Origin of the sequence: Idiomarina sp. X4 (genome assembly GCF_002808045.1) — a bacterium.
Taxonomy (GTDB): Bacteria; Pseudomonadota; Gammaproteobacteria; order Enterobacterales; family Alteromonadaceae; genus Idiomarina.
In genome coordinates, this window is the sequence record NZ_CP025000.1 from 2,495,296 (window position 1) to 2,522,061 (window position 26,766).

General features: G+C 45.9%; 29 protein-coding genes, 4 tRNA genes and 1 pseudogene. 13 read left to right on the top strand and 21 right to left on the bottom strand.

What is annotated here, in order from left to right; translation table 11 throughout:
- Window positions 1–11: 11 nt before the first annotated feature.
- The 3 genes from CWC33_RS12035 to CWC33_RS12045 are packed head-to-tail and all read right to left on the bottom strand — an operon-like array spanning window position 12 to window position 2,613.
- A complete protein-coding gene (locus CWC33_RS12035; RefSeq protein WP_100692137.1) occupies window positions 12–836 on the bottom strand; it encodes a LytR/AlgR family response regulator transcription factor in 825 nt (274 codons plus the stop codon).
- Window positions 833–1,921: a sensor histidine kinase gene (locus CWC33_RS12040; RefSeq protein WP_100692138.1), complete on the bottom strand. Its 1,089-nt coding sequence runs from the start codon at window positions 1,919–1,921 to the stop codon at window positions 833–835. The genes CWC33_RS12035 and CWC33_RS12040 overlap by 4 nt, the downstream gene beginning before the upstream one ends.
- Complete coding sequence (locus CWC33_RS12045; RefSeq protein ID WP_100692139.1) at window positions 1,918–2,613, bottom strand: flagellar brake domain-containing protein; 696 nt, start codon at window positions 2,611–2,613, stop codon at window positions 1,918–1,920. The genes CWC33_RS12040 and CWC33_RS12045 overlap by 4 nt, the downstream gene beginning before the upstream one ends.
- 75 nt (window positions 2,614–2,688) lie before the next feature.
- Between CWC33_RS12045 and CWC33_RS12050 the strand changes: the two genes are divergently transcribed.
- On the top strand, window positions 2,689–4,455 hold the full coding sequence (locus tag CWC33_RS12050) for a M61 family metallopeptidase (protein ID WP_100692140.1): 1,767 nt from the start codon (window positions 2,689–2,691) through the stop codon (window positions 4,453–4,455).
- Here the strand turns inward: CWC33_RS12050 and CWC33_RS12055 are convergent.
- From CWC33_RS12055 to CWC33_RS12065, 3 genes are read right to left on the bottom strand one after another with little or no spacing between them, the layout of a single operon-like run.
- Window positions 4,452–5,276 carry a M23 family metallopeptidase gene (locus CWC33_RS12055; RefSeq protein ID WP_100692141.1) on the bottom strand — a complete coding sequence of 275 codons (825 nt, stop codon included), beginning with the start codon at window positions 5,274–5,276 and terminating at the stop codon, window positions 4,452–4,454. The genes CWC33_RS12050 and CWC33_RS12055 overlap by 4 nt on opposite strands.
- Window positions 5,269–6,150, bottom strand: a complete 882-nt coding sequence (locus CWC33_RS12060; RefSeq protein ID WP_100692142.1) for a 6-carboxytetrahydropterin synthase — start codon at window positions 6,148–6,150, stop codon at window positions 5,269–5,271. Before CWC33_RS12060 ends, CWC33_RS12055 begins: the two co-directional genes overlap by 8 nt.
- Window positions 6,151–6,209: 59 nt before the next feature.
- On the bottom strand, window positions 6,210–6,854 hold the full coding sequence (locus CWC33_RS12065) for a LysE family translocator (RefSeq protein WP_100692143.1): 645 nt from the start codon (window positions 6,852–6,854) through the stop codon (window positions 6,210–6,212).
- Window positions 6,855–6,935: 81 nt separating this feature from the next.
- On the opposite strand from CWC33_RS12065, the gene CWC33_RS12070 reads away from it, so the two are divergent.
- From CWC33_RS12070 to CWC33_RS12100, 7 genes are all read left to right on the top strand, one after another.
- The gene (locus CWC33_RS12070) at window positions 6,936–7,820 is read left to right on the top strand and encodes a LysR family transcriptional regulator (protein WP_232709805.1); all 885 of its coding nucleotides are present in this window, start codon (window positions 6,936–6,938) and stop codon (window positions 7,818–7,820) included.
- Between the two features lie 71 nt (window positions 7,821–7,891).
- Window positions 7,892–8,425 (top strand): acyloxyacyl hydrolase, encoded by a 534-nt coding sequence (locus CWC33_RS12075; RefSeq protein ID WP_088768214.1) that lies wholly within the window; start codon window positions 7,892–7,894, stop codon window positions 8,423–8,425.
- A gap of 15 nt (window positions 8,426–8,440) precedes the next feature.
- Window positions 8,441–9,040 (top strand): GNAT family N-acetyltransferase, encoded by a 600-nt coding sequence (locus CWC33_RS12080; RefSeq protein ID WP_100692144.1) that lies wholly within the window; start codon window positions 8,441–8,443, stop codon window positions 9,038–9,040.
- A gap of 17 nt (window positions 9,041–9,057) precedes the next feature.
- A complete protein-coding gene (alkB, locus tag CWC33_RS12085) occupies window positions 9,058–9,702 on the top strand; it encodes a DNA oxidative demethylase AlkB (protein ID WP_100692145.1) in 645 nt (214 codons plus the stop codon).
- Window positions 9,703–12,135, top strand: coding sequence for a YdbH domain-containing protein (locus CWC33_RS12090; protein WP_100692146.1), 2,433 nt, complete (start codon window positions 9,703–9,705; stop codon window positions 12,133–12,135).
- A 12-nt stretch (window positions 12,136–12,147) separates the two neighbouring features.
- Entirely contained in the window at window positions 12,148–12,333 is a 186-nt protein-coding gene (locus CWC33_RS12095; RefSeq protein WP_100692147.1) for a YnbE family lipoprotein, read from the top strand.
- An 18-nt stretch (window positions 12,334–12,351) separates the two neighbouring features.
- Window positions 12,352–12,717: a YdbL family protein gene (locus CWC33_RS12100; RefSeq protein WP_100692148.1), complete on the top strand. Its 366-nt coding sequence runs from the start codon at window positions 12,352–12,354 to the stop codon at window positions 12,715–12,717.
- Between the two features lie 34 nt (window positions 12,718–12,751).
- Here the strand turns inward: CWC33_RS12100 and CWC33_RS12105 are convergent.
- From CWC33_RS12105 to CWC33_RS12150, 10 genes are all read right to left on the bottom strand, one after another.
- Window positions 12,752–12,838 (bottom strand) — tRNA-Leu (locus CWC33_RS12105).
- Between the two features lie 25 nt (window positions 12,839–12,863).
- Window positions 12,864–12,937 (bottom strand) — tRNA-Cys (locus tag CWC33_RS12110).
- Between the two features lie 6 nt (window positions 12,938–12,943).
- A tRNA-Gly gene (locus CWC33_RS12115) sits at window positions 12,944–13,019 on the bottom strand.
- A gap of 96 nt (window positions 13,020–13,115) precedes the next feature.
- A complete protein-coding gene (pgsA, locus tag CWC33_RS12120; protein ID WP_088768221.1) occupies window positions 13,116–13,664 on the bottom strand; it encodes a CDP-diacylglycerol--glycerol-3-phosphate 3-phosphatidyltransferase in 549 nt (182 codons plus the stop codon).
- 24 nt (window positions 13,665–13,688) lie between these two features.
- The gene (gene uvrC, locus CWC33_RS12125; protein ID WP_100692149.1) at window positions 13,689–15,524 is read right to left on the bottom strand and encodes an excinuclease ABC subunit UvrC; all 1,836 of its coding nucleotides are present in this window, start codon (window positions 15,522–15,524) and stop codon (window positions 13,689–13,691) included.
- Complete coding sequence (locus CWC33_RS12130; protein WP_100692150.1) at window positions 15,496–16,170, bottom strand: LuxR C-terminal-related transcriptional regulator; 675 nt, start codon at window positions 16,168–16,170, stop codon at window positions 15,496–15,498. The genes uvrC and CWC33_RS12130 overlap by 29 nt, the downstream gene beginning before the upstream one ends.
- Window positions 16,171–16,382: 212 nt before the next feature.
- Complete coding sequence (locus CWC33_RS12135) at window positions 16,383–16,976, bottom strand: DNA-3-methyladenine glycosylase family protein (protein ID WP_100692151.1); 594 nt, start codon at window positions 16,974–16,976, stop codon at window positions 16,383–16,385.
- A gap of 33 nt (window positions 16,977–17,009) precedes the next feature.
- Window positions 17,010–17,804: a thioesterase family protein gene (locus tag CWC33_RS12140; protein ID WP_100692152.1), complete on the bottom strand. Its 795-nt coding sequence runs from the start codon at window positions 17,802–17,804 to the stop codon at window positions 17,010–17,012.
- Between the two features lie 29 nt (window positions 17,805–17,833).
- Window positions 17,834–18,787: a DUF3667 domain-containing protein gene (locus tag CWC33_RS12145; RefSeq protein WP_100692153.1), complete on the bottom strand. Its 954-nt coding sequence runs from the start codon at window positions 18,785–18,787 to the stop codon at window positions 17,834–17,836.
- Between the two features lie 114 nt (window positions 18,788–18,901).
- A tRNA-Ser gene (locus tag CWC33_RS12150) sits at window positions 18,902–18,993 on the bottom strand.
- Between the two features lie 232 nt (window positions 18,994–19,225).
- Here CWC33_RS12150 and CWC33_RS12155 point away from each other — a divergent pair.
- The 5 genes from CWC33_RS12155 to CWC33_RS12175 all read left to right on the top strand — a co-directional run bounded on the left by CWC33_RS12155 (window position 19,226) and on the right by CWC33_RS12175 (window position 21,233).
- Window positions 19,226–19,894, top strand: coding sequence for a Bax inhibitor-1/YccA family protein (locus CWC33_RS12155; RefSeq protein WP_088768227.1), 669 nt, complete (start codon window positions 19,226–19,228; stop codon window positions 19,892–19,894).
- A gap of 76 nt (window positions 19,895–19,970) precedes the next feature.
- On the top strand, window positions 19,971–20,315 hold the full coding sequence (gene tusD, locus CWC33_RS12160; RefSeq protein WP_100692340.1) for a sulfurtransferase complex subunit TusD: 345 nt from the start codon (window positions 19,971–19,973) through the stop codon (window positions 20,313–20,315).
- A 3-nt stretch (window positions 20,316–20,318) separates the two neighbouring features.
- On the top strand, window positions 20,319–20,636 hold the full coding sequence (locus CWC33_RS12165; RefSeq protein ID WP_100692154.1) for a DsrE family protein: 318 nt from the start codon (window positions 20,319–20,321) through the stop codon (window positions 20,634–20,636).
- Window positions 20,633–20,899, top strand: coding sequence for a hypothetical protein (locus CWC33_RS12170; RefSeq protein WP_100692155.1), 267 nt, complete (start codon window positions 20,633–20,635; stop codon window positions 20,897–20,899). The genes CWC33_RS12165 and CWC33_RS12170 overlap by 4 nt, the downstream gene beginning before the upstream one ends.
- 4 nt (window positions 20,900–20,903) lie before the next feature.
- Window positions 20,904–21,233, top strand: coding sequence for a TusE/DsrC/DsvC family sulfur relay protein (locus CWC33_RS12175; protein WP_100692156.1), 330 nt, complete (start codon window positions 20,904–20,906; stop codon window positions 21,231–21,233).
- Between the two features lie 4 nt (window positions 21,234–21,237).
- Here the strand turns inward: CWC33_RS12175 and serS are convergent, their stop codons facing one another.
- The 5 genes and pseudogenes from serS to CWC33_RS12200 form a co-directional block, all read right to left on the bottom strand.
- On the bottom strand, window positions 21,238–22,530 hold the full coding sequence (gene serS, locus CWC33_RS12180) for a serine--tRNA ligase (RefSeq protein WP_100692157.1): 1,293 nt from the start codon (window positions 22,528–22,530) through the stop codon (window positions 21,238–21,240).
- 7 nt (window positions 22,531–22,537) lie between these two features.
- Window positions 22,538–22,927 (bottom strand): fluoride efflux transporter CrcB, encoded by a 390-nt coding sequence (gene crcB / locus CWC33_RS12185; RefSeq protein ID WP_100692158.1) that lies wholly within the window; start codon window positions 22,925–22,927, stop codon window positions 22,538–22,540.
- Window positions 22,920–24,206, bottom strand: coding sequence for a replication-associated recombination protein A (locus CWC33_RS12190; RefSeq protein ID WP_269799254.1), 1,287 nt, complete (start codon window positions 24,204–24,206; stop codon window positions 22,920–22,922). Before CWC33_RS12190 ends, crcB begins: the two co-directional genes overlap by 8 nt.
- Before the next feature lie 59 nt (window positions 24,207–24,265).
- Window positions 24,266–24,868, bottom strand: a complete 603-nt coding sequence (lolA, locus tag CWC33_RS12195) for an outer membrane lipoprotein chaperone LolA (protein WP_100692160.1) — start codon at window positions 24,866–24,868, stop codon at window positions 24,266–24,268.
- A 3-nt stretch (window positions 24,869–24,871) separates the two neighbouring features.
- A pseudogene (locus CWC33_RS12200) lies at window positions 24,872–26,566 on the bottom strand (DNA translocase FtsK); the annotation flags it as partial.
- Between the last annotated feature and the right edge of the window lie 200 nt (window positions 26,567–26,766).

Consider the following 26,766-nt stretch of genomic DNA (forward strand, 5'->3'; position numbering starts at 1 on the left):
ATCGTCGCCCGTTACTGACCTAAAATCAGCTGTTTAATTTTGTCCTTGTAACTGCGACTCACCTTCAGTTGCTGACCATTTTTTAACTGCAAATGGTATTCACCGTTTTGTTGGTTACACAGTTTCTCGACTTGATTAACATTAACAATAGCAGAGCGGTGTACGCGTTGGAATAACTGTGGGCTTAACTCTCTTTCCAGCTCTTTCATAGTGCGCCGCAGAATATAGGTATCCTCATTCGCATGGATACACATATAGTCGCCAGCAGCATCAATCCATTTAATGTCCTTAATGGCGACCCTTGTAATTTCGCCACTGTCTTTAATGGCAATGTGCTCGGGATATTGGTTTGTTGCTATATCGCCCCCCTCAGACAGCGTTTTCAGGAGCTCCTCTGCGTTTTGACCCGTAACCTCCGCCACCAGACCAACAAGCTTTTCATGTTGCTCTGCGTCAAGTGTATTTTTCTCCGCAATAACACGCTCAACACACTCTTTGAGACGTTCGTCATCTACTGGCTTTAACAGGTAGTCTAGTGCTCTGACTTCAAATGCTTTAATGGCGTACTCGTCATAAGCAGTAACAAAGACAACGGCTGGCAAATCGTCGCCCTGCTCTTTAACTGCTTTTAATACCTCGAAACCATTAAGTCCGGGCATTTGTATATCAAGAAACACTAAGTCCGGTTTGTCTTTTACAATAACGTCCACTGCCACACGGCTTGTTGGGCACTCAGCCACTAGCTCAAGTTCTTCAAATGCCTCCAGGCGCACTGACAGCCCTTTTCGTGCTAAAGGCTCATCGTCAACTACAAGCGTTTTTAAGCGTTGACTCATACTTTCTCCAGTGTTTCAAAAGGTATAACCATGGTGACACAAAGGCCAGAGCCTTCATTTCTGCTCATATTAAATGTAAAACTTTTACCGTACAGTGACTTTAGACGTTGTTGAGTGTTATTCAGACCGACCCCTTCCTTTCTAAATAATTTATTAGGGTCTGATTCAAGCTCCGGACCGTTGTCACAAATAATAATTTCTAAATCGTCGCCCACTTTTCGCGAGCGAATCGTTATTTTACCAACACCCTCGACCTGAGCTATTGCGTACTTAATTGAATTTTCAATTAGCGGCTGGCAAATTAAGCTGGGCACCAGAGCTTGCCTGGTTTCTTCCCCCATACTGATATCAACTTCCAGCTGTTCATCAAAACGAACCTTTTCAATATCCAGGTACAACAAAAGCGCATCAATTTCTTTTTCTAAAGGCACTTTTTTAATCGGGTCATTGTCGAGTGAAAAGCGTAAGAACCGACTGAGTTTATTAACCATCTTGTTGGCTTTGTCTGAGTCTTTTATCAGAATAAGCGTCGATATGGCGTTCAGTGTATTAAACAGAAAGTGCGGGTTTAGCTGATAACGCAACATTTTCAGCTGCGCCTGGTGCGCCATTGATGAAGCCAGCAGCGCCTTTTGTTTCTCCTCCTGCAACATCTGGTAATACTTGATACCAAAATACAGACCGCTCCAGCTTAAAATAATATAAAACTTCGCCAGGCTATTTTTTAAATAAAAGAAAGGACTGTCAGGTCTGAAGCCGAACTTATAAATTTCCCAGTAAGTGGCATTGTCAATAATCGCCCACAAAACTGAAATAACGTACGACGCCACAATAGCAATGAGCACCATCAATGGTGGTGCCATCTCCCATATTCTACGATAAAAGTACCGCAAAGGGATCGTCAGAAGAAAGCCTGCGTACGCGCCAAGAATAATAATAAGCGTGTAAATATCGCGCATTTCATGCATCAGTGAGCCAATATAATTCACTAACGCATAGCCAATCCAACCGCCCGCCTGCAACAACCAAAAAAATCGGTTTCTATTTTCCATCAGCATTTGCCACTGATTCAACAACTGCTTCATGCGTTACCTGACGCCTCTAATTTAGACAGCTCTTCAATGTCAACTAAGCTTCCGGAAAACAGTGCGTTAATTTGTTCTTTCTGGTTGCCTAAAAATTGTAAGCCCAATTCGTAGTGATCGTTTCGTTTCACCTGACGAACAATCGCCTTTAATGTCACTTGGCGATTATTTTTCTGTTCAATAAGCAAGTCGACTTTACTGCCGTTTTCCCACAGCACCTTGTCATTGCCTTCCGGCAGCTCATGCTTAACACGGCACCCCGTTTCAGATACGTCTAACACATGACCTTTCAAAGAAATATTAGCGCCTTCGCTCGATTGCCCCTCAACAACCGTTGCCAAAAACGCATCAAAACGGCGTCCTTTTCGAATAACACGGTACTCAACCTCGTTTGGCCAACGAATAAACAGCATCTTCGTTGGGTGCGAAACGATGTAATTGATGTCACTCCGAAATGCACAAATTTCGCCATTACCCGCTTCTAACACAAACCGCACTACGACGGGAATCGCTTCCTCGATATAGTCCCGTAAGTCACTGTATTTTCTTGCATCCGGCATATTAAGAATAAGCCAGCGATCTTTTAAGGCACCGATAAACTCAGTAAAAAACCGTGCGGGCACATTTGAATTAGTCAGTTGTACTTCAATTCTTTGTCCGGGAACCAGTTCAGTGATTTTTTTGGTGCTCATACGGGTCTCGTGCTAGCTGTCTGTATGCTACTATGATCGCTAGATGTCAGTCAGTGTCAAGCAAAGGAGACGCTCTTGATCGCTTACGATATAACACCTATCGATTTAAATGGTCACCTATTCGAAGTTATTCTGACCATCGATGCTCCCGAGCCATTGCAGGAGCTGTGGTTACCTAACTGGATTCCGGGCAGTTATTTGATCCGGGACTTCTCCAAACACATTATCGGTTTGTATGCTGAGTCAAACGGAAAGCCTGTCCCAGTCAAACAAATCACCAAGAACCGCTGGCAACTCAAAAGCGTTGCGGCTAATGAAGTCACAGTGAAATATCAAGTGTACGCTTGGGATCTCTCTGTACGCTCAGCCTATTTAGATCAGCTACAAGGATTCTTTAATAACACCAGTTTGTGTCTTGCTGTCGTTGGGCAAGAAGATGAACACTGCCAACTGACTCTGCATCCACCCGTTGAAAAGTTTAACTGGAAAGTCGCAACCGGTATGCCGCGGGTATCCGGGCAGCCCCATTCATGGGGAACTTTCGAAGCAGAAAACTATGACGCGCTCATTGACTACCCGTTTTTGATAGGTGACTTAACCATTGAAGAATTTATTGCGCACGGCATTAAACACTCCTTGGTATTAAGCGGCCGTCACTTTGCCGACACCTCCAAAATTTGCTCTGACTTAGCGCGCATTTGCGAAACTCAAATATCGATGTTTGATGAAGCACCTTTTACGTCTTACACATTCCTAACCATGGTAGTCGGTGATGGTTTTGGTGGCCTTGAGCATCGTAACTCAACCGCCCTTCTATGCAGCCGTAAAAGCCTTATTGGCGAACATGACCACGAGGTTAACGACGATTATCAAACCTTCCTGAGTCTTTGTTGCCATGAGTATTTCCATAGCTGGAATGTAAAAACATTAAAACCCAAAGCGTTTATTCCTTATCAGCTGGACAAAGAAAGCTATACCGAACAGCTATGGTTTTATGAAGGCATGACATCATACTTTGATGACTACCTCTTACACGCGAGTGGCATCGTCAGCGCAGAACAATATTTAAATGTGCTGTCCGAAACCTTAGCTCGGGTCGAGCGTGGTGCCGGTCAATATCAACAAAGCGTCACAGAGTCGAGTTACCTGGCCTGGACAAAGTTTTATCAGCAAAATGAAAATGCGCCGAACAGTATTGTTAGCTATTATGCTAAAGGCGCGCTTCTGGCACTAAGCCTGGATTTGATGTTGCGCTTGCAAAGTAACCATTCGTTAACGCTAGCGCACGTGATGAAAAAGCTCTGGCATGAATTTGGTAAAACCGGCGTAGGTACTGCCGATGACACCGTTTTGAATGTGCTGGACAGTTATTCAGGTGTTGATATTGCCGACTTTTTGCGAGAGCAGCTTTACGCAAAAGAAAGTTTACCGTTAGAGAGTTTACTCAACCAGTTTGGGTTGGAAATAAAGCGATCGGTACCCGCGGATGACAACTCGCTAAAAGCCTCCGACGAGTCCGCAACTGTCAGCTTAGGCGCGAAGTACAAAGCGTCCTCTGCTGGCTTAGAACTCATGAGTGTGTATCACGACGAAACCGCCTACAACGCGGGACTTTCCGCTTCTGATCGCATTATTGCCATTGATCATCTGCAAGTAACTGATGCGACGGTTAAGTCTGTATTATCGCGCTATCGTCCTGGAGAAAAAGTAACCGTCCATGCGTTTCGCCGTGACGAACTGTTAACTTTGGACTTAATTTGGGAAGAGCCAACGCCAGCTTGCTGGAAGCTTTCAATAAAAGACGCCAGCAAACTTAATGGTTGGCTAACACCAGAGAGTTAATCTTCGTATAACTGGGGGAGCAATGCCGGATCTAACCGGGTGTTTCCCCAGTTAACCCGCCAATCTAAATGAGGGCCGGTTGCTCGTCCGGTGGCTCCCACCTCACCAATAACCTGACCTTGTTTTACCGTATCACCGGCTTTCACATGCAACTTGCTCAGGTGCAGATAGGTGGTGTTTACCTTATAACCATGCTCAATAATGATAGTACCACCTGAGTAAAATAAATCGGGCTCTGCCAGCACCACTTTACCTGTCCATGGCGCTGTTACCGGTGTGCCGGTAGGTACCGCAATATCTTCACCATAATGCGGGTTACGAGGCTCGCCATTAAAAATACGCTGGCTGCCGTAAACCCCACTGATGCGCCCTTCAGCCGGCTTTGCTACTGGCGTCAGAAAATGTTTGTTTTTAGAAGCGTTCTGTCTCGCCAACCAAACTTTCTCTGCTTCTTTGCGCGCACGTTTGACTTGCTCGGGATCCGGCGTCACCGTTTTTTGCGGAACACCGTCCACACGATCAATATCATATTCACGCTCACTCAGTGTAAGAGACTGAGTGCGAGTTTCACCGTTGGCGGAAACGGTTAATTCGTGTTCCAACTTTGCTTTACGTCCAAAACCAAAGACAAAATAACCATTATCGGTTACCTCAATGAGTTCACCATTTAAAGTCACTTCAGCACCCGCAACCGTTTTGCCTAAATGCAGCGCCCCTTGTGTGAAAGGCCCTTTTATTTCAAGTGGCAAAGAATTGTTGGCAAAGACTGAGGTTGATGCGATTAAACCAATCAATAAACCCCAAATACGCAGTTTAAGCATAAGCAATGGCTCCTTTACCAACACCCTCGTAAGCTCTGACTTCAACCGACTTGCCAATGCAGTCTTGGCTTATTGTCGACGCCAAATACTGCGCAATACACTCGACAGTCGAATCATTCTTTATTACGTAGTTTTCGCTGTGCGGCAACACCAGTTCAAACAGTCCCTGAATTGACGTATAGCTATAAGCAACATGGGTATTTTCATCGACAGACTCAGCAGCTTTAGAAAGTGTCATTTTGTTAAAATCGGCAATATCTTCTTCCGTGCCAACATAGATGTCTTCCCACTTATCGCACCACTGTTTTTCCAGTGCGGGCTGGCGAATGCCTTCAATAAATATCTGCAGTTTCGAACGGTGCCCGTGAGCAATGCGCTGACAGTTGCCATCGTGCTTTTTCAAGCCGTGTGTGTAATGATAATAAAAGCCATCAATTTGCTCAGGACGCAGGGTTAACTTCAACCCTTCCACATTGACCGGCAGCTCTTGCTTTATTACCGCTTTTACGTAATCAGTAACGGTATCAATGTTTACCGTATCGGCATCAATAAATGCGAACGAGTCAGACGGGCAAAATAAGTGTATCGACCGCGAATTACCGCGATTAAAGTCAACCCAGTACGAGCTGTCATCATCATTGTGAGTGACTTTCGTGTAGGAATGCTCAACAGGGATCAGTAACTTATGGTCAACAGAATCATCGATAATGGCTTTCACCTGCTTTTTGACCTTACCAAAGTCGAGCACCATCGACTGTTCGTTCAAATTTCCGTCCAGAATAATATCGACAATCCAGCTTTCACCAACAATACCACGCTGCGGGCAAAGGTAAGAGCAATCGATAACGGTAAGGTCATTCACAAATAACTGCATATAAACGGTGACTCATTCAGTTCTTTAAAATTTTATTCAGTATAACCCGAAAGCACCGCTCAGATAAGCTCGATAAGTAAAAACCATTCCCATAACAATTTCGCCGACAACAGAATGAGCGCCAGCCCCATTGTCCGATCGACCCAGTGACTATAACGCCACACGCGTTTGAAAATGACAGGTTGAGTTAGTAGCCAGGTTAAAAATATAAACCAGGCGCCAGTTGCTATGACTAAATACACCCCGTAGCCAAACTTAATCGAAAAGGGAGTGTCGGGTGAAATAATGGTGGTAAAGAGCGTTAAAAAAAACAATGTCGCTTTAACATTTAAGCCGTTGGTAATAAAGCCAACAATGAAAGCTTTACGTTTTCTCGGTTGTATCGAATCAAATTCATCGCCGGACATCGACGTTCTCGGCTTCGCTGTTATCGCCTGCGTACCAATAAACCCCAGGTACAACGCACCAATAACCAGCAGCGTCTGATATAACCATGGCGTTTGGTGAATAATAAGGGCGACGCCCACCAATGAATACGCAACATGTATAATAATGCCGGCGGCTATACCGAGCGCAACCAAATACCCCGCTTTACGGCCAAAGCTCAAACTATAACGAGACACTACCGCAAAATCGGGACCGGGGCTTGCTACCGCAAATAAATGAATGACAGCTATTGTTAAAAACTCATTCCAATAAGACAATGTGAGCTTCCTTGTTTTCTATTAACTTACCTGCGAGAATTAAAGTTACATTTTGTTAATTATAAATGCGAAATAATTAATATGAAAAAAACCAAGTTTCCATCACTGAATGCACTCAGAGTGTTCGATGTCGCTGCCAGATGTGGTTCGTTCAAACAAGCTGCACAGCAGCTCGGCGTCACTCAGTCTGCGGTTACCCGACAAATTCAAGCGCTTGAAGAGCAGCTCGACATGCGACTTTTTCAGCGCGATAACCGAGTACACTCATTAACTCCGGTGGCGCTTGAGTTAGCGCCTCAAATTGAACAAATTTTTGATCAACTTGAGCGTGCCATAGAGCGTACCCGAAGTGTTAGCGACAACACAACAACCCAACTAACGGTCGCTATTAGTTCCGAGCGTTTTCGCTTCTGGCTCGCCGATAAACTTGAGGACTTCCACTCTCTTTATCCGCATATTCAATTAAACTTTGCGCGTTGCGCTGACTATTTCTCGGGTGAACATGTCGCCGACATGGTATCCGCCGTGCAACACCAAAGCTGGGACATTGCAATAGGCTATGGCTCAATAAACGACAAGCACCTACAAAGCCAACGTTTATCGAAAACGCAACTGGTGCCGGTATCGAGCCTTTCGACCAATGAGACGCCCTTCCAGCAAAACTGGATAATCAACCCTGACAACCCTGAGCACTTAAAGCTGACAGAACATTACCAGTCAAAACTTAAAAACCAACGCATTATACACTGCGACGACTTTTATATGTCGCTGGACTTAGCTCAAACAGAAAAAGCGGTCACCCTAGTCGACAGCAGCTTGCTGACAACGCAGTTTTCGCATTTAACACCTTTCAGAGAATATGCTCAAGCAACTAAGTCACCACTCTCGGTATTTTATAAAAAGCGGAAACGCCAGTCTGTTGCTCTTGTCGCTTTTATCAAATGGTTACAGTTAATTAATCAATAAATTATTTTACATACAGTCATGACTGTATGTAAAATGAGGGCACTTTTTTCACCAACCAGTAAGAGAGCGACATGTTAAGACGTCTTTCGCTTTTAAGTGCCGTATTATTATCAAGTAGTTTCGCGCCAGCTTCTGCGCTGGCTGATGAAATAAGCTATACCGCTTCCTATTCAACCGATCAGTTTCGCGGCGCGCGTGTAGCCTACCGGTTTACCGACATCCCGCTAGAAATGCCCGGCTTTTTCGGCTCGCCTAAGCTGTATGTGGATATGGGGATAAATCATTGGCAAGACTCGAATGATACATCAGATAACATTACCGCATTTACCGTTAGCCCTGTTGTTTCTTGGCATATCGCCGGCTCAGAACGTCCGCTTTACTTAGAAGCAGGCATTGGCGGCAGTTATTTCGACAAGACGAGTCTTGGAAACAGAAACCTTTCGACCAAATTCCAATTTGAAGATCGCATTTCATTGTCCTGGCAGTTCAGTAAAAACTCTGACGCCCGCATTGACTTTGGCTATACTCATTACTCTAATGGTGACATTAAGCGCCCTAACGATGGCCTTGATTTTTTCTGGCTCAGTTGGGTTCACCCTTTTTAAAGCATAAAGGTCTTTATGAGCAGCGACACGCCTTCACGAGATAGAGTTTATCAGGTATCCAGTAACAGAGAGAGTGCCTCACATAAACTCCGGTATGTTGAGGGCTCTGCACCTGACACTGACGAGTGCCGGCTTTGTGTTGGTTCGCTGCCTCAGGCGAACAAAAGTGATCCCTTGGTGACGGTGCAAATTGCTGCTTCCGAGGATATCGCCCGCCTCGCTTTTTTTGAGAAACAGCTTTACGACAAAGACGCCTATTCCAGCTTGTTCTTTTATCAAGCCCTGCGCCAATGGCCAAGCGGCTTTTTAACCATAAAAAGTGACGGAAAAGTCGCCGGTTACAGCCTGGTCGTGCCACTCGATGGTCGCCGTGCAACCTTAATGTCCTTGCTTGTTGGTAAAAGCTTTCAAGGTCAGGGGCTTGGTCAGGTATTGCTGGAGCAGACGATAAAATCGGCCACATCAGATCAATGGCATGAGCTGGAATTAAGCGTCTCTCCCTACAATACGCCGGCGATAAAGCTATACAAGCGAGCTGGCTTTCAGTCTGTTAACACCGTTAAGGACTATCTCGGTCCTGGTGAAGACCGTCTCATTATGCGCCGAACACTTTAACTCTTCTTTGGTGAGCTATGGCGTCTCTCAATTTATTTGCAGGTGAGAACAACGATGTGACTCAGTTTAGCGAACGCGCTTACCTACTTCACGACTACGTTGAACCTGATGCCATCGCTATTTTAGAGCAACTTCGGGGAGTCATTAAACAGTCACCATTACGGCAATTCGTCACTCCCGGTGGCAGAAAAATGTCAGTACGCACCAGCAGTTGTGGCGACTTTGGCTGGATAACCGACCGCAAAGGCTACCGCTATACAGACACCGATCCAATAACCGAAGAGCCCTGGCCTGCTATGCCCGTAGAGTTAAAAAAACTTGCCGAAACGGCTGCCAGGAAATGCGGGTTCGGGTCATTTTCTCCCAATGCCTGTTTAATTAACGTTTACCACCCAGGCGCTGCTATGGGACTTCATCAGGACAAAGACGAATCCGACTTTTCACAACCTATTGTTTCATTCTCCCTGGGCTTGCCTGCCACTTTCTTATGGGGCGGGCTAAAGCGCGGTGGCAGCCCACAAAAAATTACGTTACAACATGGGGACGTTCTGGTCTGGGGCGGGCCTGATCGCTTACGATACCACGGAGTTAAAAAATTGGCGGATGGTCAACACCCTTTAACCGGGAACGTACGTGTTAATTTAACGTTTAGGGTAAGGTAAATGCCGAACACCAGTTCCAGAGTTTATCGATTACTGGCCATTACCGGCAGCGCAGTGCTGACGCTTGCTCTGTTTATTGGTGTTGCATTACTAATAGGCCTGTCGATAGCCGATCGTAAATTGGCAAAAGCAGGTATCGAGGACTGGTCGATAAGCATCGGTTCGCTGTCCGAGGAACGAGTGGTCATTGAGCAGTTGAGTGTGACAATGAGCGAATTACCGTCATCTTCCACGTCTAACTCAAATGCCACACCGACTACCATTAAAGAGCTACTTAACACACCGATACCAAACTGGTTGCCCGAGGTTATCGTTATTAAAAACATAACGTTGAAAGGCGGGTTGTTAACGCAGTACGCGCCAATTGTCGGTGAACTAAAATTGGACACCAAGCGCCAAAACGTCAGTTTACACCTACTTCAGCCTGAAGTACTCAACGTTAATTTATCTCGCAATAATTCGACTCTATCGGCCGGTATCACCCACAGTCTAGGAAGCTTCAACGCCAATTATGGTTTTTCTACCGGGCAATGGGACATAAAAGGGTCAGTAAAAGTACCGACAAAATATCTTTCTCGGACAGCTAAGCTAGTAAAAAGTGAACAGATTGCCTTATCACTCAGCGCTGACGGCTCTCTTTCCCCTGAGACTGAAATGACAGGTGCAAAAAGCCTCATTAGCGCCATTTCCGGTAAACTCACTGTCAGTTTACAACAGCCCATTAATGTCACTTCACCGGGTGTTGCTTCTGTTGAGACATTGATCACTAAAGGCGATGTGGGACTTGGCTTTAATCGTGGCGTTATCGAAAATTACGATTTAAAATTCAGTGGTGAGCTCACTCAATGGCCTTCCCTACCTTTAGAAATAAACTCGGTGAAGTGGCAATTTGCCAGCCAGGATGCTCTGGCGCTTGAACCATTAAACTATCAGCAACTGTTCAGTAAAACCGAATGGCCGGTTCAACTTAGTTTGGCCGTTGAGGGAGAAGATGTCAGTGGCGCTCAGCTAACGATGGCTGGTCACGTTATGCAAAGCGACGCACAGTTTATTCGGCTCAACCTCCCTAAAACAAGATTGACCGCCGACAAAATCACAACAGCGAGTATCGATGCCTTGGCTCCATTAAAACTTGATTCATTGAATAAGTTAGCCTTAAACACCGATATAATGCTCGAACACGACCAGGTCATGTTTAGCTCAGAGCAACTGTCTTCGCTTTATATTCAATCGCAGTTTGCTAACGCCAACTTTTTAATTCCGACGTTTTCCGCCGCTATCCCTTTTGCTTCGCCCAACGAGGCAACAGCAGAACTCTCAACGAAAATTAATAATGTCGCTATAAAAGTTGAAGAGCTTGAAAGCTTAAAGCCTAAACTCTCGCATAGAATTCAATACAAAGGCGGCAGCATTAACACCCAGGGAACCATTGAATTAGCGCGAGGTGCTCGCCTAAATCACCACAGCACACTGACACCAACACAAGACCTAACCTCTAATGTCGATATAAACCTTAACGATTTAACGCAAACAGCGCTACAGGAACAGTTGTCACCGCTATTACAAAACACCCTGCCACTGCTCACGTTAGACAAAGGCGGCGCTAAGGTTGGCTTGAAATTGTCAGGCAATTTAAAGACAGGCCAATGGAGAATTGATGAAGGAGAAGTCGATCTAAATAACGTTAGTGCAATATACGACACAACGTCCGTGACCAATGCGAATTTGAACGCTAACTTTACTGCCAATTCAGAGCATTTAAGCCTTCAACAGGCGGACTTGTCTCTAGCCAGTATCCAACAAGGCTTCACCATTGGTCCTGTTAGCGCCGAACTGGCTGCGAAGGTTCCTTATAAAAACCAACAAAACAGCACTGTGACTCTCAAAAACCATAGCATTAAAGCGTTGGGAGGCTCCGTCCGAATCCCCGAACAAATCTATGACTTTTCTGAGCCATTGCGTATTCCCGTTGTTTTCGAGCGTATTAACTTAGGTGAACTGATGCGCCAATACCCTACGAATAGAATCGCTATTGACGGTAATGTATCGGGAACCATTCCCCTGCTTTGGGACTCTCAGCAATTAACAGTAGAAAAAGGTTATTTAAGCGCAGTAGCACCCGGTGGTCACCTGAAAGTCGACTCATCTGCATTACGCTCAGCCGTTGGTAGCAACCCCAGTTTAAAAACGCTTGCCAGCGTGTTGGAAGACTTTTACTACCAAGAACTGTCAAGTGTTGTTGGCTATGACAAAAACGGTGAGCTAACCTTAGAATTACAGCTCAATGGTTATAATCCGGCTGTTGAGAATGGTCGTAAGGTAAAATTAAACGTCACATTAGAAGAAGACTTGCCCGCGCTGATAAAAGGTATACAACTGAGTAATAGCGTGAGTGATGTTATTCGTAAACGGATCCAGCAACGGGTCAATTAATCAGAGGACGATATGAAACATCTGCTAGTCATTACAGCATCTGCGCTGCTTATGTCCGCCTGTACGCCGACAGTTCAGGTGGCGGCTCCAAAAGAGCCGATAACCATTAATTTGAACGTAAAAATTGAGCACGAAATTTACGTCAAAGTCGACAAAGCACTCGACGACGTTATTTCAGAGTCGAGCGGTTTATTTTAATTTTCAAAGGATTGTGACATGAAAAAACTAACAATTAGCGCGTTTGTCGCCCTACTCTCTATTTCGGGTATGACTGTGTCGACAGCAAGTTACGCGCAGGAAATTACCTTACAAGAAGCCATGGAACAGCTGTCAGCAGCTAAAGATAAAGGTTGGGTTGGCGAACAACCAAACGGTTACTTAGGCGTTGTGGCGTCTTCATCACAGGCAAAACAAATTGCCGAGCAAATTAACGAGGCCAGACGTCAAGAGTACGCTCGTATAGCGGAAGAAAACGACATTGCGGTTGCTGATGTTGAGCTACTAGCCGGTAAGCGTGCTATTGAACGCACACAGCCAGGACATTACGTGAAAGTTGATGGCCAGTGGAAGAAGAAGCCTTAGTGCTTCTTTTTTCAGCTAAGATATAAATCGGAATTGGTGCCCGGGGCCGGACTTGAACCGGCACGCTGTTACCAGCGAGGGATTTTAAATCCCTTGTGTCTACCAATTCCACCACCCGGGCACTACAAAGAAGTGTTCTCGAATAATGGAGGCGGGTCCCGGAGTCGAACCGAGATCCACGGATTTGCAATCCGCTGCATAGCCATTCTGCCAACCCGCCAGAATTTGGAGCGGGAAACGAGATTCGAACTCGCGACCCCAACCTTGGCAAGGTTGTGCTCTACCAGCTGAGCTATTCCCGCACCGTCATCTGCCGAGGCATTCTACTGTTTAATCTTTTTCAGTCAATGACTTTTTATCAAATTTATGACTGTTTGCGCAAATTTACGGCAAAGCTGCTAATTTCTGGTCAATTCCTTGCTGGCGCCACGTAAATATTCCCACATTGACCACACAGTCAAAACGAAAGCACCGTAGAATAAAACAATAGAAATCCAGAAAATATAGATATTCGCATTCCAAATTAAACCTATAAGCGCGACCATTTGCGCAATGGTTTTCAACTTACCCAAATTTGATACTGCCACTTTTCCACGGTTGCCACTTTGTGCCATCCACTCGCGCAATGCACTAACAATTAACTCACGACAAATCATAGTCAACGCAGGTATCGTTATATAAGCGGCGTTAAAGTCTTCAACAATCACCACCAACGCAGCCACTACCATGGCTTTATCGGCTACGGGATCTAAAAACTCACCGAATTTAGTGAATTGGTTGAAACGACGCGCAATAAAGCCATCCAACGCATCAGTAATAGCCGCCAGCCAGAAAATAAACGCAGCCCAAAAGCGTGCGTCTTCAAAGGGCAAGTAAAACACCACCAGAAATACCGGAATCAGAAGAATCCGAAAGCTGGTCAAAATATTAGGGATATTCCACTTCATTATCCGCTGTTTCCTTATTTGGTTTTACTCATCCCGGAACGAGTAATAAATTTTTTCTGCCATGGCCTGACTAATGCCGGGCACGCTAGAAAGTTTACTAATACTAGCGTTTTTTACCTCTTGTAATCCACCCAGATTTTTCAAAAGCGTTTGTCGACGTTTAGCACCAATACCTTCTATTTGCTCCAATGTCGATGTTTTCTGCACTTTCGCCCGTTTCTGACGGTGTCCGGTTATTGCAAAACGGTGAGACTCGTCACGAATGTGCTGAATTAAATGCAACGCACTGGCGTCTTTATTCAGCGCAATGGTCTCGTGGCTGCCCGCCATAATGAGCGTTTCAAGCCCCGGCTTGCGAGATTCGCCTTTAGCAACCCCTATAAGCATGGGGGCATCACTGCCCCAGTCTTCAAAGTACTTTTCAGCTTGGGATAGCTGCCCTTTGCCACCGTCAATAAAGAGAATGTCGGGTATATTGCCCTGTTCCCGCGCTTTGTCATAGCGCTTCGCCAATGCTTTCGCCATAGCCGCATAGTCATCGCCTGGCGTAATTCCGGTAATGTTGTAGCGCCTATAGTCGGATTTCTTCGGTCCGTTTTGGTCAAACACCACGCAAGAAGCAACCGTTTGCTGGCCCATGGTATGGCTGATATCAAAACACTCCATACGCTGAATCGGTACGCCAAAGTCCAGCACCTGCTGTAGGGCCGACGTACGACGGTTCATGGTACTTTGTTGGTTGAGACGGCTTTCCAGCGCATTCACTGCATTTTTAGCCGCGAGTTGCTGATACTGTTTACGCTCACCCCGGACATTATTCTGCATTTTAACCGAGCGATTTAGCGCCTGCCCCATCACTTGCGCTAATACCTCGTCAGGTTCTACTGAGTCCGGTAAAATAATCTCTCTCGGTGTTTTACGACCGGCGTTATCAGACAGGTAAAATTGCAGTAAGAATGCGCGCAAGACTTCCTCGTCACTCGTATCCGCCGGGACTTTCGGAAAGTAGCTGCGACTGCCCTGCAAGTGATTGTCCCGAATGAACATCATTTGAATAGTTGTCATGCCGTTACCACGCGCCATACCAATAACGTCAAGCTCTTGCTGGGCGCCAGTAACCGAGTTTCGCTCCTGAGTTTTACGAAGTGCCGCTATTTGGTCACGAAAACGAGCTGCTTTTTCGAACTCCAGCGCTTCACTGGCCTGTTCCATTTTTTTTACAAGCTCATCAATAACCTGTTGGTTCTTGCCATTGAGGAAGTGCTTAGCCAATTGAACCTGGTCGTTGTACTCGTCATCGGTACACTTGCTCACGCAAGGCGCCAGGCAGCGTTTGAGCTGATACTGCAGACATGGTCTCGTCCGAGCACGATAATACGAATCCTGACATTGCCGAATGGGAAACAGCTTCTGCATTAAGTTCAGGCTTTCGCGAACCGCACTGCCATTCGGAAAAGGCCCGAAGTAATCGCCCTTCTCGCGCCGCGCACCGCGGTGAAACCCTAACCTTGGGTGCTCATGGGAGGTCAAAATTATATACGGATAAGACTTGTCGTCACGCAATAAAACGTTGTAGCGCGGACGGTATTTTTTAATGAAACTGTTTTCCAGAATAAGCGCGTCAGCTTCCGTGTCGGTAACAGTAACATCCATTGATACTATTTGTTTCACCAGCACTTGAGTTTTAACTGCATCGACCTTTTCGCGGAAGTAACTGGACACACGCTTTTTAAGATCTTTTGCTTTACCGACATAAATAACGTCACCCGACTCATCATACATACGGTAAACACCGGGTTGATGAGTCAGGTTCCGAAGAAAGTCTTTGTAATTAAAGGTTATTGAATTGCTGTCTGTCATTACCTTCAAACTGGATTAGGTCAACAAGACCCGATTGAATTGCCATATGTGATAATTGTACATCACCATCAATGCCAAGTTTAGAGAAAATGCGGTAACGAAAGGTATTAATTGTTTTACTGCTGATACATAAATGCTTCGCTATTTCTCGAACGCGAATACCACGACTCAGCATTTGCGCAACTTGCAGCTCTCTTTCCGATAAAGAGTCAACCATGCCCTTTTTGTGGCGATTGCGAGGGTTTCTCGCTAAGTATTCAGCAACGGGTGCTGCCACATAAATACTACCTGTTTTCAGTGTTTTGAGCGCTTGCACTAACTCTTTACTGTTCGATGACTCCAGTAAATAGCCATCGACTTGACTCACACTGCATTGAAAATTAAGAATGTCTTGCTGGCTCCTGCCCCAAACAATGAGCTGTAAGTCGACATGCCGTCTTTTTATACGTCGCCAGTGCTCAACGGTCGCAACACCTGATAGTTGACTGCTGAGAATAACCAGTGCATCGTCATATTTATAGCATGTTTGTCTCAGTTCATTCATAGAGCTAACCACTTCAATTTGTGTATGAAAATGCTGCTGTATTACCGCTTCCATACCAGCACTGGTAATTGGGTTAGGTATTGCCAAAATAATACGGTTCATTAGCCATGTTCCTTATCGCGTATTGGTAATATGATTGTCCTTAAATTGATGAACTCGTACCGCTTTATCCGAATTCGGGAGCGAATATTCAACAGTTTATTAACGATTGGCAAATGGCTTTTACAAACCTTTACGGTAACGCGTAAATTTGCATGGCTCGTACACCAACAACTTTAATACGGAGTTTCTACACAACTCGGTTGGTGTGGCCTTTATCGGCGGGACTGATCTAACATGTCCCACAAATAACAGGCTAAATAAGTCCGGTAAGGCGTGGCTCTTTCGGGAATAATCAATACATCTTGCTCTTTAAGCTGGCCTATGGCTTTTCTTAGCGAGGAGTCCTGAATAGGAAATAAGTCTTCATGTGCAAAATGAAACATCGCGAGTATTGACGCTGTCCAGGGACCAACCCCTTTTAACTTCGTTACATCTTTCACTAATTCTTCTGAGGTCATCTCCGCCCAGTTTGCAATCCTTTCCGGCTCGGTTTGCTGACAGTGAGCAACGCTTTGAATTGCGGCGGCTTTTGTGCGACTCACTCCGCAACTTAGTAAGTTATCGGCGGGTAAATAAGCAATCGACTGTAAACCCAACAACTTTGCTTCTTTCTCAGTGCGTTCAATGATTGTTGCAGACGCTTTCAATGACAACATTTGCCGAATAATAATTCTCGGTAAAGCGTCAATGACTGGAATATTTGAAGGCTCAAGCGGCGCTCGCTCCGCCAATTGTAACAACACCAAATCGAAGCCTGGTTGAGTATCGATAAGGTGTTGCTTTATCGATTGTGCGGTTGTTTCCATAGCGGTGCGCCGTTATGCCCGGGTCAGAGTAAATTAAGCAAACACAGTAAAGGTTTGACGACTTATTGCCAATAACTCATCGTTGTCTGACCAAAGTCCTGCCCGACTATGACCGTACCCGTTCTCAGCATGCTCGATAAACGCTTCATACTGATACCAGTCATGAGTACTGAAGTCTGCTAACGGCTTATCAGGAAACTCAATAGTCCAGGTGAGCGACGATGCGGGCGCTGGCTGCTTTAAGTGTGGTAACACGGCCGGTGGCCAGGCATCGACTAACGCGAGAATAGCAGCAATGGTTAGCTGTTGTTGCTCTTTTCTAAAACGCACCCACCCGCCAAAGGTTCTGCCTGGCTGTCCACTAAAGGGCATGCCACCGGAGGTAATGCGGTAGTCAAAGTTCTTAGCAAACTCAGGAACGATATCGGCTTCCGGCAAGCCCGGGCCATCATTAACAGTCTTTAAGTCTGGCGGTGTTTCACCACTGACAGATACTGAAGACTGACGCCCTTTACCTAAACTTGCTAAACCAGCAAGCATCACTTCATCGTTTTGCGTTAACTCAACGGCCACTTGCAAAACAGAGGAGCCCTGGCGCAACACCCGATAATTTAACGTCGCATCTCCCGCTGCCGCCGGGGCAACAAAAGAAATAGCAAAACTACGCAGGTGGTAGTCTTTCGGAAATTGCTGCAATAAAAATTGTGCTGCTATTGCTGCACTAAAACCACCAAAAAATGCGCGCCCTTGCGCCCAGCCTTCAGGCAGACTTATGGTTTGATTGTTCTTGTCACTTTCTATTAAAGCTAACGTCTCATGAAACTGCATGGTTCTTACCTGTTAAACAGTTGTTTGAATTAACTATTAAGAATACCAATTATCACCATAATGACAAAGGATGATGTTAATAGCGCAAAGTAAATCACGCCAGATATTACGTATTTTATTAGGGTGACAGGCCAGCTCTGCTGATAGAAACGTTTCTGGGTAATAAGCAGATAGACAAAAAGCCAAATAATGAAGAAATCAGTTACCCAATCACCAATGATTGCCACCCAGTTCCAACCAGCAATGCCAATAAGCGGTGATACTGCCTGACTGATGATGGTGACTATTGTTAACGTCAACAGCATAAAAGCATGCGTATGAAGCGCCACCGTCAAATGTTCGAGATAATAGCGATGTCCAAATAGGTAAATAAGCTTTAAAAATAACGCCCAGAACGGCAGCATGAGTAACATCATTTGAGGCGTCATCGAAATGAGCTTTTTAACAAATTGTGCGGGGTTGTCCGCTAACTGATTTAGCTTTATTTCGAACTCGACTTCTTCAGCCTTACTAAGAAAGGGAATATCGGTGTCATCTAAAGAAAGCCGTAAAGGTTCAGAAGGTTCTGCATTACTTACTACCAACCCTTTTGCCTCTTCCGGTAATGAAGCCTGCACATCTTGCTGAACCTGGTTAACGCGATCAAAGTCTTCTGATGTCGGTGGTCTGATATCAATATCAATTAACGACGTCATCACCATAAAAGCAATTAATGAGATAAAGAAATAGAGTCTTAGTGGCGGCACATAAGAGGCATGGCGCCCCTGAACAAATTCCAGTGACAAAAAGCCTGGGTTAAGAAAAAGCCCGCGAAGCGTTCGGTAAAAGCGTGAATCCCAGTGCCCTATTTCACCAAACAAGTCACCAACAACAGCAAAGATACTGCGCATATATTGTTTGTCTTGCTGGCCACAGCGGTGGCAATACTCTCCCTGAAGTTCTGTATCGCAATTCTTACAAAGGTTTTGGCTTGAGGTGTTCATGACAAATTCCGTTTTTGATAAATATATCAGCAATTAAGGAATTGTCGAATGGGCCACCTACTGACGAGAAACAAAAAAGCCCAACTCAATGAGCTGGGCTTTTTCATCTAAATTTGGCGGAGAGGGAGGGATTCGAACCCCCGGTGGGTATGAACCCACGCCTGATTTCAAGTCAGGTGCATTCAACCGAGCTCTGCCACCTCTCCGAATTGTTGTTTTCAATGACTGTGTCGTTGAGAACGATGCGAATATTAAAGACCTAAATTCCGCTTGTAAAGTAAAAATTTAAATAAAGGTACTGTTTGGGCGTTTATTAGACAAACTGTCTACTTTTTACTGGAAATTACTGCCCTAACCCCCCATTTATGCTGTAGTATTCAGGAAACTTTTTTAATAATAAAGCGTCTTAACAGACAGTCGTTCAACACGGAGAAATCTATGAACAATCGCAGTCAGGTATATGTCGGTCAGAATGAATCGGCTCTGGCCGTCAACAAAGTACTACGTAACACATACACGCTTTTAGCAATGACATTAGCCTTTAGTGCCGTTGTTGCTGCTATTAGCAGTGCAATGAACTGGCCACATCCGGGGCTTATTCTCACTTTGGTTGGTTACTTCGGACTGCTCTTTGGTGTTTATAAAACCAAAGACAGCGCTATGGGCTTGGTTTTCACCTTTGCTCTGACAGGCTTCCTGGGATATACCTTAGGTCCAATTATTAATATGGCCCTATCAATGCCCGGCGGCGGTGAAATGGTTGCAACTGCGCTAGGCGGTACTGCACTTACCTTCTTTGCGACGTCGGCTTATGTACTGACGACTAAGAAGGACATGTCAAAGCTTGGCGGTTTAGTCACAGCGGGTATCATAATGGTTATCGTTGCCGCTATTGCTAACCTGTTCTTCCAAATGCCAGCACTGCACTTAGCCTTGTCAGCAATCATGATTCCGCTAATGGCTATGCTTATTATGTGGCAAACCAGCGACATCATTAACGGTGGCGAGCGCAACTACATACTGGCGACCGTTACCTTGTATGTGTCTATTTATAACTTGTTCGTCAATTTGCTAACATTACTGATGGCATTTGGCGGCGACGAGTAATCGTCTGTTACGAATTGAGTAAGACGCCCCGCAATGCGGGGCGTTTTTGTATCTAAGCTATTAACGGTTGGAAAGTGTGGCTAAATTAACTCTCATTGTTCAAAGCTCGGCATCGAACCAGAAGCGTTCATTGGATGCTCTGACCTTTGCAAAGAATGCTATTAAGCAAGGGCATGAAATAACCTGCCTGTTTTTTTACCGACAAGCGGTTGATCACGCCGTTGCGCAAACACCTGCAGAAAATGAGACGCTGATTCAACAATGGAGTGATTTTAAAAACCAGTCCGGCACTCCCTTGGTCGTTTGCCATACCGTTGCTGAGCGTTTGGGCATTGAGGATTTTCATCCTAGCTTTGATGCAACAGGACTCACCGCCCTCTCAAAAGCCCTAGCGACAAGCGACCGGACGTTACAGTTTTAAGCCATGAGGAAAATAGCCATTTTACAAAGCAGCAATACCCCTAACATAGCAACTGAAGCGCTTGATGTTGCGCTTGCATTAGCAAGCTTTGATATACCAGTGCAGCTTATTCTTATTGATGATGCTGTCAATGTGTTACTGAGCTCACCATCAAAACGCTACGCCATGTTGGAGTTATTGGACGCTGAGCCTATTGCACTATGTTCGAGCTTGGCCATAAAAACTAATACCCTGCCGACCAATATTGAGGCTATCACTATTTCGAAAGAAAACTTGAAGCAACACCTGAAACAGTTTGACGAGGTACTGCAGTTCTCATGAAAACATTGCATTGGGTACGGGACGGTTCACTGCCAGCTTGGTTGGAAACGCACAAACACCTGCTCGGAAAAACAGATGCTTTTCTAGTGTCAGAAAGCGCTCTAGGAACCCTTCCTGACAGTTCCCCCGTATTGCAGACTATTTATGCGCGTAAAAGTGATATTGAAAACTCAAAAGCGACCGTACCTAATTACGTTGTGTTAAAATCCGACGCAGAGTGGGTTGAGCTGGTACTCAGCTTTCAACAACAAGTTACCTGGTAATAGCATGATTGAATTCAACGGCAAAACGTACGAGACCGATAAGCACGAATACTTAGCAAACATTGATGACTGGGACGAAGAGCTGGCATTGCATATTGCGGAGCTTGAAAGCATTGATATGACACCGGCTCACTGGGAAGTCGTCAATTTCGTACAAAACTTTTATCGTGAATTTGATACCAGCCCGGCAATGCGTGTTCTGGTAAAAGCCATGAAGAAGCAACTGGGAGAAGAGAAAGGCAACAGCCGCTATTTGTATAAACTATTCCCCAAAGGCCCAGCTAAGCAGGCCACACGCATTGCGGGCCTGCCTAAACCAGCTAAATGTATTTAGGGCTTTAGCTCTTAATAACGTCAATACCACCCATGTAAGTGCGCAGTACTTCAGGAACGACTATTGAACCATCTTCCTGCTGATAGTTTTCCAGCACAGCAACTAATGCGCGGCCTACTGCTAAACCCGAGCCGTTCAATGTGTGCATAAGCTCCGGTTTTTTTGCGCCCTTACGACGGAAACGAGCCTGCATACGACGTGCCTGAAAGTCCTGCATATTTGAGCAAGAGCTGATTTCACGGTACGCCTGTTGCGCTGGTAACCATACTTCTAAGTCGTAAGTTTTAGCGGCGCCAAAGCCCATATCACCAGTGCAGAGCAATACCTTACGATAAGGCAGCTCCAGCTTTTGCAGCACCGTCTCAGCGTGGCCAGTCAGTTGCTCTAAAGCATCCATTGACTCTTCCGGTTTTACTAACCAAACCAACTCGACTTTATCGAACTGATGTTGACGAATAAGGCCCCGGGTGTCACGACCGTGTGAGCCGGCTTCACTGCGGAAACACGGAGTGTGCGCGGTAAACTTAAGTGGCAGTTCGTCTTCATCAGCTATCTCGTCACGATACAAATTCGTTAACGGGACTTCGGCCGTTGGAATCAGTGACATTGGAATTTGATCTTGTGACTCGCCTTCAATGTGGAATAAGTCTTTACCAAATTTTGGTAACTGACCGGTGCCCAGTAAAGAGTCCTGATTCACCATATAAGGCACGTAGGTTTCTAAGTACCCGTGTTCTTGAGTATGCAAATCCAACATGAACTGAGTCAGTGCACGATGTAGACGAGCAATGCCACCACGCATAACAACAAAGCGTGCACCAGTTAATTTCGCTGCAGCTTCAAAGTCCATCCCCTTAGCAAGCGCTTCGCCAAGGTCAACGTGATCTTTCACTTCAAAGTCAAACGACTTGGGTTGCCCCCAGGTCAGGACTTCCTGATTTTCGCTTTCATCTTTACCTTGTGGTACTTCTTCTGCCGGCAAGTTAGGGACACCCATAATAATGCCATTGAGCGCTTCCTGAATGCTTTTAAGTTCTTCTTTCGCGCTATCCAGTTGGTTACCTAAGTCACTCACCGCATCCAATAACGGCTGTATGTCTTCACCAGCCGCTTTCGCTTTGCCTATGGCTTTGGAACGGCTGTTACGCTCTGCCTGAAGTTGTTCAGTACGTACCTGTACCTCTTTACGTTGTTCTTCAAGCTTACTGAGTTTAGCAACGTCTAAGTCGAAGCCTCTTTTAGCAAGTGCTTTTGCGGTATTGTCTAATTCCTCACGGAAGTATTTAGCGTCTAGCATGAGTGTCCTATTTAACCGTTGTTGAGTACAACATCATTGCTGCAACAACAGCAGCAATACAAATAATTACATTTAAGCCGACGTGTAAAGCGGCTTTTAGCATTTCGCCCTGGCTGGCCAGCGTCACAACCTCAACTGAAAACGTTGAGAAGGTTGTAAATGCGCCTAAAACGCCAACACCAAGGAATAAGCGGGTTGTCTCTGACACGGATTGTTGTTGCCCATATGCCAGTAACAGCCCCAATAAAAAAGAGCCTAATATGTTAACGGTCAGCGTCGCAAAAGGGAATGCCCGCAGCCCAAATGATTGCATCGCAAGACCAATCGCGTAACGCCCGGACGCGCCGATAGCACCGCCAGCGGCGACGCAGAAAAAATGCAATACTAAGTTATTCATCGGGTTCTCTTTTCCAGTCTGACTTAGTGTCCATATCCTGCAGCCAGCGCAGCTTTGCCTGCAGCTTAATTTCTAAGCCGCGCGGCTCGGGTTGATAGAACTGCATTTCAGCAAGCTCTGACGGCAAATAGCGTTCACCGGGCACATACGCATTTGGGTAGTTATGCGCGTATTGATAGTCAGCCCCGTAGCCCTGCTCTTTATGCACTTTGGTCGGTGCATTGCGCAAATGTTCGGGTACTGGAGCGTCGCTATGCTCTTTCGCCGTTCTGAGCGCGCTCTTAAACGCATTGTATACCGCATTACTTTTTGCCGCACAAGCGCAATAAATGGTCGCTTGAGCTATCGCTCGCTCGCCCTCTGCCGGACCAACTCTATGGTAAGTATCCCAGGCGTTTAACGCTAACTGAAGTGCTCTTGGATCTGCGTTGCCAATGTCTTCAGAGGCTATGGCCAGTAGCCTGCGCGCAATAACCAGAGCATCGCCACCGCCCGTTAATAACCGAGCGTACCAATACAAAGCACCGTCTGGTGAAGAACCTCGTACCGATTTATGAAACGCTGACAAAATGTCGTAGTAATGGTCGCCCTGATGATCAAACGCTGTTGCTTTTTCGCCAATAGCGGCGGTAATAAGCTCCGGCGTAATCGGCTGATTACTGCTTTCAACGAAGTCCGCCACCACTTCCAGGTAATTCAGCAGTCGACGAGCATCGCCGCCCGCTAAGTCCAATAGCTTAGCCCGTGCCTCGCCTTCCAACTTTAACTGGCGCTGACCCAACCCACGGCCTGAGTCAGTTAATGCTCTGTCCAGCGCTACTTCGAGGTCATTTTTTGAAAGTGTTTGCAAACGATACACACGGGCTCTCGAGAGCAATGCGTTATTTAATTCAAAGCCCGGGTTTTCGGTTGTCGCACCAACAAACACAATGGTGCCATCCTCAATATGAGGTAAAAAGGCGTCTTGCTGGCTTTTATTAAAACGATGTACTTCGTCAACAAACAAAATCGTCCGTCGACCTTGCTGCTGAGCCACCTGTTTCGCCTCTTCAATAGCTCGCCTTATGTCCTTCACACCAGAGGTTACTGCGCTAATACGGCTTACAGTAGCATTGGCAGTAGTGGCAATAAGCTCAGCTAAGGTGGTTTTACCGGTGCCCGGTGGCCCCCAGAGGATCATTGAATGCAAATGCCCCTGTTCGACCGCTACTCTTAACGGCTTGCCAGGGGCTAATAGATGTTGCTGTCCAACATATTCGTCAACTGTGCGCGGACGCATGCGCGCTGCAAGAGGTTTAAAATCAGGCTGAAAATCGAGATCAAGGCTACTCACAACGGTTAGCTTTGGTCGTCCACATCGACACCAGCGGGTACTTCAAAAGTAAATTGCTCTCCGTCGATTTGAGGGTTTAAAACAACGTCGCTCAACATCAGTTCAGTACGCTCTCCTTGTGCCTGAACCAAGGTTATTTCTGTCAACGTATTGCCGTCAAAAACCAGCTCTAACTGACTGGCATCATTATTATGTTTCACTAAATAACGGTCATCGACGTGACTTACAGAATAGTTCTGCCACTGATTTGTATTGTTGTCTAAGACCAGTAACAGCGGGCTGTTATCGACCATATCCTGCTGCGCATAAATAGTGACTTGATCAACAAATGGGTTGTAATACCAGACTTTTTCACCGTTTGCGACCATCACCGTTTCATCGGGAGACAGCGTGTGCCAATACAAGCTCGCTGGCCGTTTTAATTTCATATTGCCGCTGAGTGTTTGCAGAACATTGCCTTGTTCGTCTTTCACTTGCTGCTCAAACTCAGCAGATAAACTCTGAGTTTGCTTTAAAAGCTGTTGAAGCTCTTTTTTATCCGAGTTGTTGTCGCTGGCAAATGCATTCATTGATACCGCCATAACGGCGGCGAACCATACTGCTTTCATGAATTAATCCCTTGGTGGTTTAGGTGCCAGAACATCGCGCTGGCCGTTATTACCTGCACTACTTACGACACCACTCATTTCCATTTGTTCTACAATTCGAGCCGCACGGTTGTAACCGATACGGAATTTGCGTTGAACACTCGACACAGATACACGCTGTGTTTCAGTCACGAAGGCAACCGCTTCGTCATAAAGCGGGTCTGACTCAGCATCATCCATTTCCTGTTGTTCACCTGGCAGTAACGCCTCTTCACCTTGGTCACCGGAAAGAATTTCTTCCAGGTAGTTCGGGCGACCGCGCTTCTTCCAGTCTTTTACAACGGCATGCACTTCATGGTCATCAACAAAGGCGCCGTGCACACGTATTGGCGAACCACTACCTGGTGGTAGATAGAGCATATCACCCTGCCCTAACAGCTGGTCGGCTCCAGGCTGATCCAAAATAGTACGGGAGTCGACTTTTGACGACACTTGAAACGCAATACGCGTTGGAATGTTCGCTTTAATTAAACCGGTAATAACGTCAACTGACGGACGCTGTGTTGCCAAAATAAGGTGAATGCCAGCTGCTCGTGCTTTTTGAGCAATACGGGCAATCAGCTCTTCGACTTTTTTACCAACAATCATCATCATGTCAGCAAACTCATCAATAACCACAACAATGTTAGGTAATTTCTCTAACACCGGAGGGAGTTCATCCATCGAATCGCCCGGTTTCCATATTGGGTCACGCAATGGTTCGCCGGCTTCTTCAGCGGCTTTTACTTTTGCGTTATATCCCTTTAGGTTACGCACACCAAGTGCTGACATTAGCTTATAGCGACGTTCCATTTCGCCAACACACCAGCGCAGCGCATTAGCGGCGTCTTTCATGTCAGTAACAACTTCCGTCAATAAGTGTGGAATGCCTTCATACACCGACAACTCAAGCATTTTCGGATCTATCATAATAAGGCGAACGTCTTCCGGCGTGCTCTTGTAAAGCAAGCTTAAAATCATGACGTTCACACCAACCGACTTACCCGACCCGGTCGTACCTGCGACCAATAGATGTGGCATCTTCGCTAAATCAACGACGACTGATTTACCGGCAATATCCTTGCCCAAAATCATGGTCAGCGGCGACTGGCTGTTACTGAACTGGTCACTGTTAATCACCTCGCTCAGTTGCACAATTTCACGGTGTTTGTTCGGCAGCTCCAGCCCAACGTATGACTTGCCGGGTATAACTTCAACCACACGTACTGCAACAGCGGAGAGTGTTCTCGCAATGTCTTTAGCTAAGTTCGAGATTTTAGATACTTTAACGCCTGGCGCTAAGTCTAGCTCAAAACGAGTAATAACCGGTCCAGGCTGAACATGTGCTACACGAACGTCGACACCAAAATCTTTCAGAACGGTTTCAACCGTTCGTGATACTTGATCAAGTTCGTCCTGGGTAATTGGGTTGTCTTTCTTATTCGGTCTATCCAATAACTCTATCGACGGTAACGGCGGCAACAATTCCGGCTCGGCATCGCTCTCTTCGTCATCCTCGTCATCCGTTTTAATGGTCTGCTTCGCCTGACGCTTGCGCTCCGCCGCTTCTTTACTAAAACGCGGTGCCTTTTCCCCCTCAACAACGTCCTCAGCGGCTTCGTCTTCGTCCACTGCACTCATTGACGGCAAACTCAATACCGGCTCTTGCTTATCGGAGCCGAATAAGTCACTGGTTAGCGATTTTGTTTCTTTCTCGTCTTTATCCGGTAATGCTTCTTTGGTTTCGTCTTCTGGCTCTCGCTCATCATCACGGGTATCGCGCTTTTGCCAAGTTTGTTTGATTCTATCTACCAACCACAAAACGCCGACAATGGCCCATTCGCCCAACTTATCTGCTACCTGTAACCAGCTAATGCCAG

Bases quoted from the DNA above. Each gene is read 5' to 3' on its own strand.
- CWC33_RS12090 (WP_100692146.1), top strand. From the start codon at position 9,703: ATGCCGAACACCAGTTCCAGAGTTTATCGATTACTGGCCATTACCGGC.
- CWC33_RS12045 (WP_100692139.1), bottom strand. From the start codon at position 2,613: ATGAGCACCAAAAAAATCACTGAACTGGTTCCCGGACAAAGAATTGAA.
- CWC33_RS12075 (WP_088768214.1), top strand. From the start codon at position 7,892: ATGTTAAGACGTCTTTCGCTTTTAAGTGCCGTATTATTATCAAGTAGT.
- CWC33_RS12155 (WP_088768227.1), top strand. From the start codon at position 19,226: ATGAACAATCGCAGTCAGGTATATGTCGGTCAGAATGAATCGGCTCTG.
- alkB (WP_100692145.1), top strand. From the start codon at position 9,058: ATGGCGTCTCTCAATTTATTTGCAGGTGAGAACAACGATGTGACTCAG.
- CWC33_RS12145 (WP_100692153.1), bottom strand. From the start codon at position 18,787: ATGAACACCTCAAGCCAAAACCTTTGTAAGAATTGCGATACAGAACTT.
- CWC33_RS12170 (WP_100692155.1), top strand. From the start codon at position 20,633: ATGAAAACATTGCATTGGGTACGGGACGGTTCACTGCCAGCTTGGTTG.
- crcB (WP_100692158.1), bottom strand. From the start codon at position 22,927: ATGAATAACTTAGTATTGCATTTTTTCTGCGTCGCCGCTGGCGGTGCT.
- CWC33_RS12190 (WP_269799254.1), bottom strand. From the start codon at position 24,206: ATGCGTCCGCGCACAGTTGACGAATATGTTGGACAGCAACATCTATTA.
- serS (WP_100692157.1), bottom strand. From the start codon at position 22,530: ATGCTAGACGCTAAATACTTCCGTGAGGAATTAGACAATACCGCAAAA.
- CWC33_RS12080 (WP_100692144.1), top strand. From the start codon at position 8,441: ATGAGCAGCGACACGCCTTCACGAGATAGAGTTTATCAGGTATCCAGT.
- CWC33_RS12140 (WP_100692152.1), bottom strand. From the start codon at position 17,804: ATGCAGTTTCATGAGACGTTAGCTTTAATAGAAAGTGACAAGAACAAT.
- CWC33_RS12035 (WP_100692137.1), bottom strand. From the start codon at position 836: ATGAGTCAACGCTTAAAAACGCTTGTAGTTGACGATGAGCCTTTAGCA.
- CWC33_RS12040 (WP_100692138.1), bottom strand. From the start codon at position 1,921: ATGAAGCAGTTGTTGAATCAGTGGCAAATGCTGATGGAAAATAGAAAC.
- CWC33_RS12060 (WP_100692142.1), bottom strand. From the start codon at position 6,150: ATGCAGTTATTTGTGAATGACCTTACCGTTATCGATTGCTCTTACCTT.
- CWC33_RS12055 (WP_100692141.1), bottom strand. From the start codon at position 5,276: ATGCTTAAACTGCGTATTTGGGGTTTATTGATTGGTTTAATCGCATCA.
- CWC33_RS12165 (WP_100692154.1), top strand. From the start codon at position 20,319: ATGAGGAAAATAGCCATTTTACAAAGCAGCAATACCCCTAACATAGCA.
- CWC33_RS12130 (WP_100692150.1), bottom strand. From the start codon at position 16,170: ATGAACCGTATTATTTTGGCAATACCTAACCCAATTACCAGTGCTGGT.
- CWC33_RS12135 (WP_100692151.1), bottom strand. From the start codon at position 16,976: ATGGAAACAACCGCACAATCGATAAAGCAACACCTTATCGATACTCAA.
- CWC33_RS12095 (WP_100692147.1), top strand. From the start codon at position 12,148: ATGAAACATCTGCTAGTCATTACAGCATCTGCGCTGCTTATGTCCGCC.
- CWC33_RS12100 (WP_100692148.1), top strand. From the start codon at position 12,352: ATGAAAAAACTAACAATTAGCGCGTTTGTCGCCCTACTCTCTATTTCG.
- lolA (WP_100692160.1), bottom strand. From the start codon at position 24,868: ATGAAAGCAGTATGGTTCGCCGCCGTTATGGCGGTATCAATGAATGCA.
- CWC33_RS12070 (WP_232709805.1), top strand. From the start codon at position 6,936: ATGAAAAAAACCAAGTTTCCATCACTGAATGCACTCAGAGTGTTCGAT.
- uvrC (WP_100692149.1), bottom strand. From the start codon at position 15,524: ATGACAGACAGCAATTCAATAACCTTTAATTACAAAGACTTTCTTCGG.
- CWC33_RS12175 (WP_100692156.1), top strand. From the start codon at position 20,904: ATGATTGAATTCAACGGCAAAACGTACGAGACCGATAAGCACGAATAC.
- pgsA (WP_088768221.1), bottom strand. From the start codon at position 13,664: ATGAAGTGGAATATCCCTAATATTTTGACCAGCTTTCGGATTCTTCTG.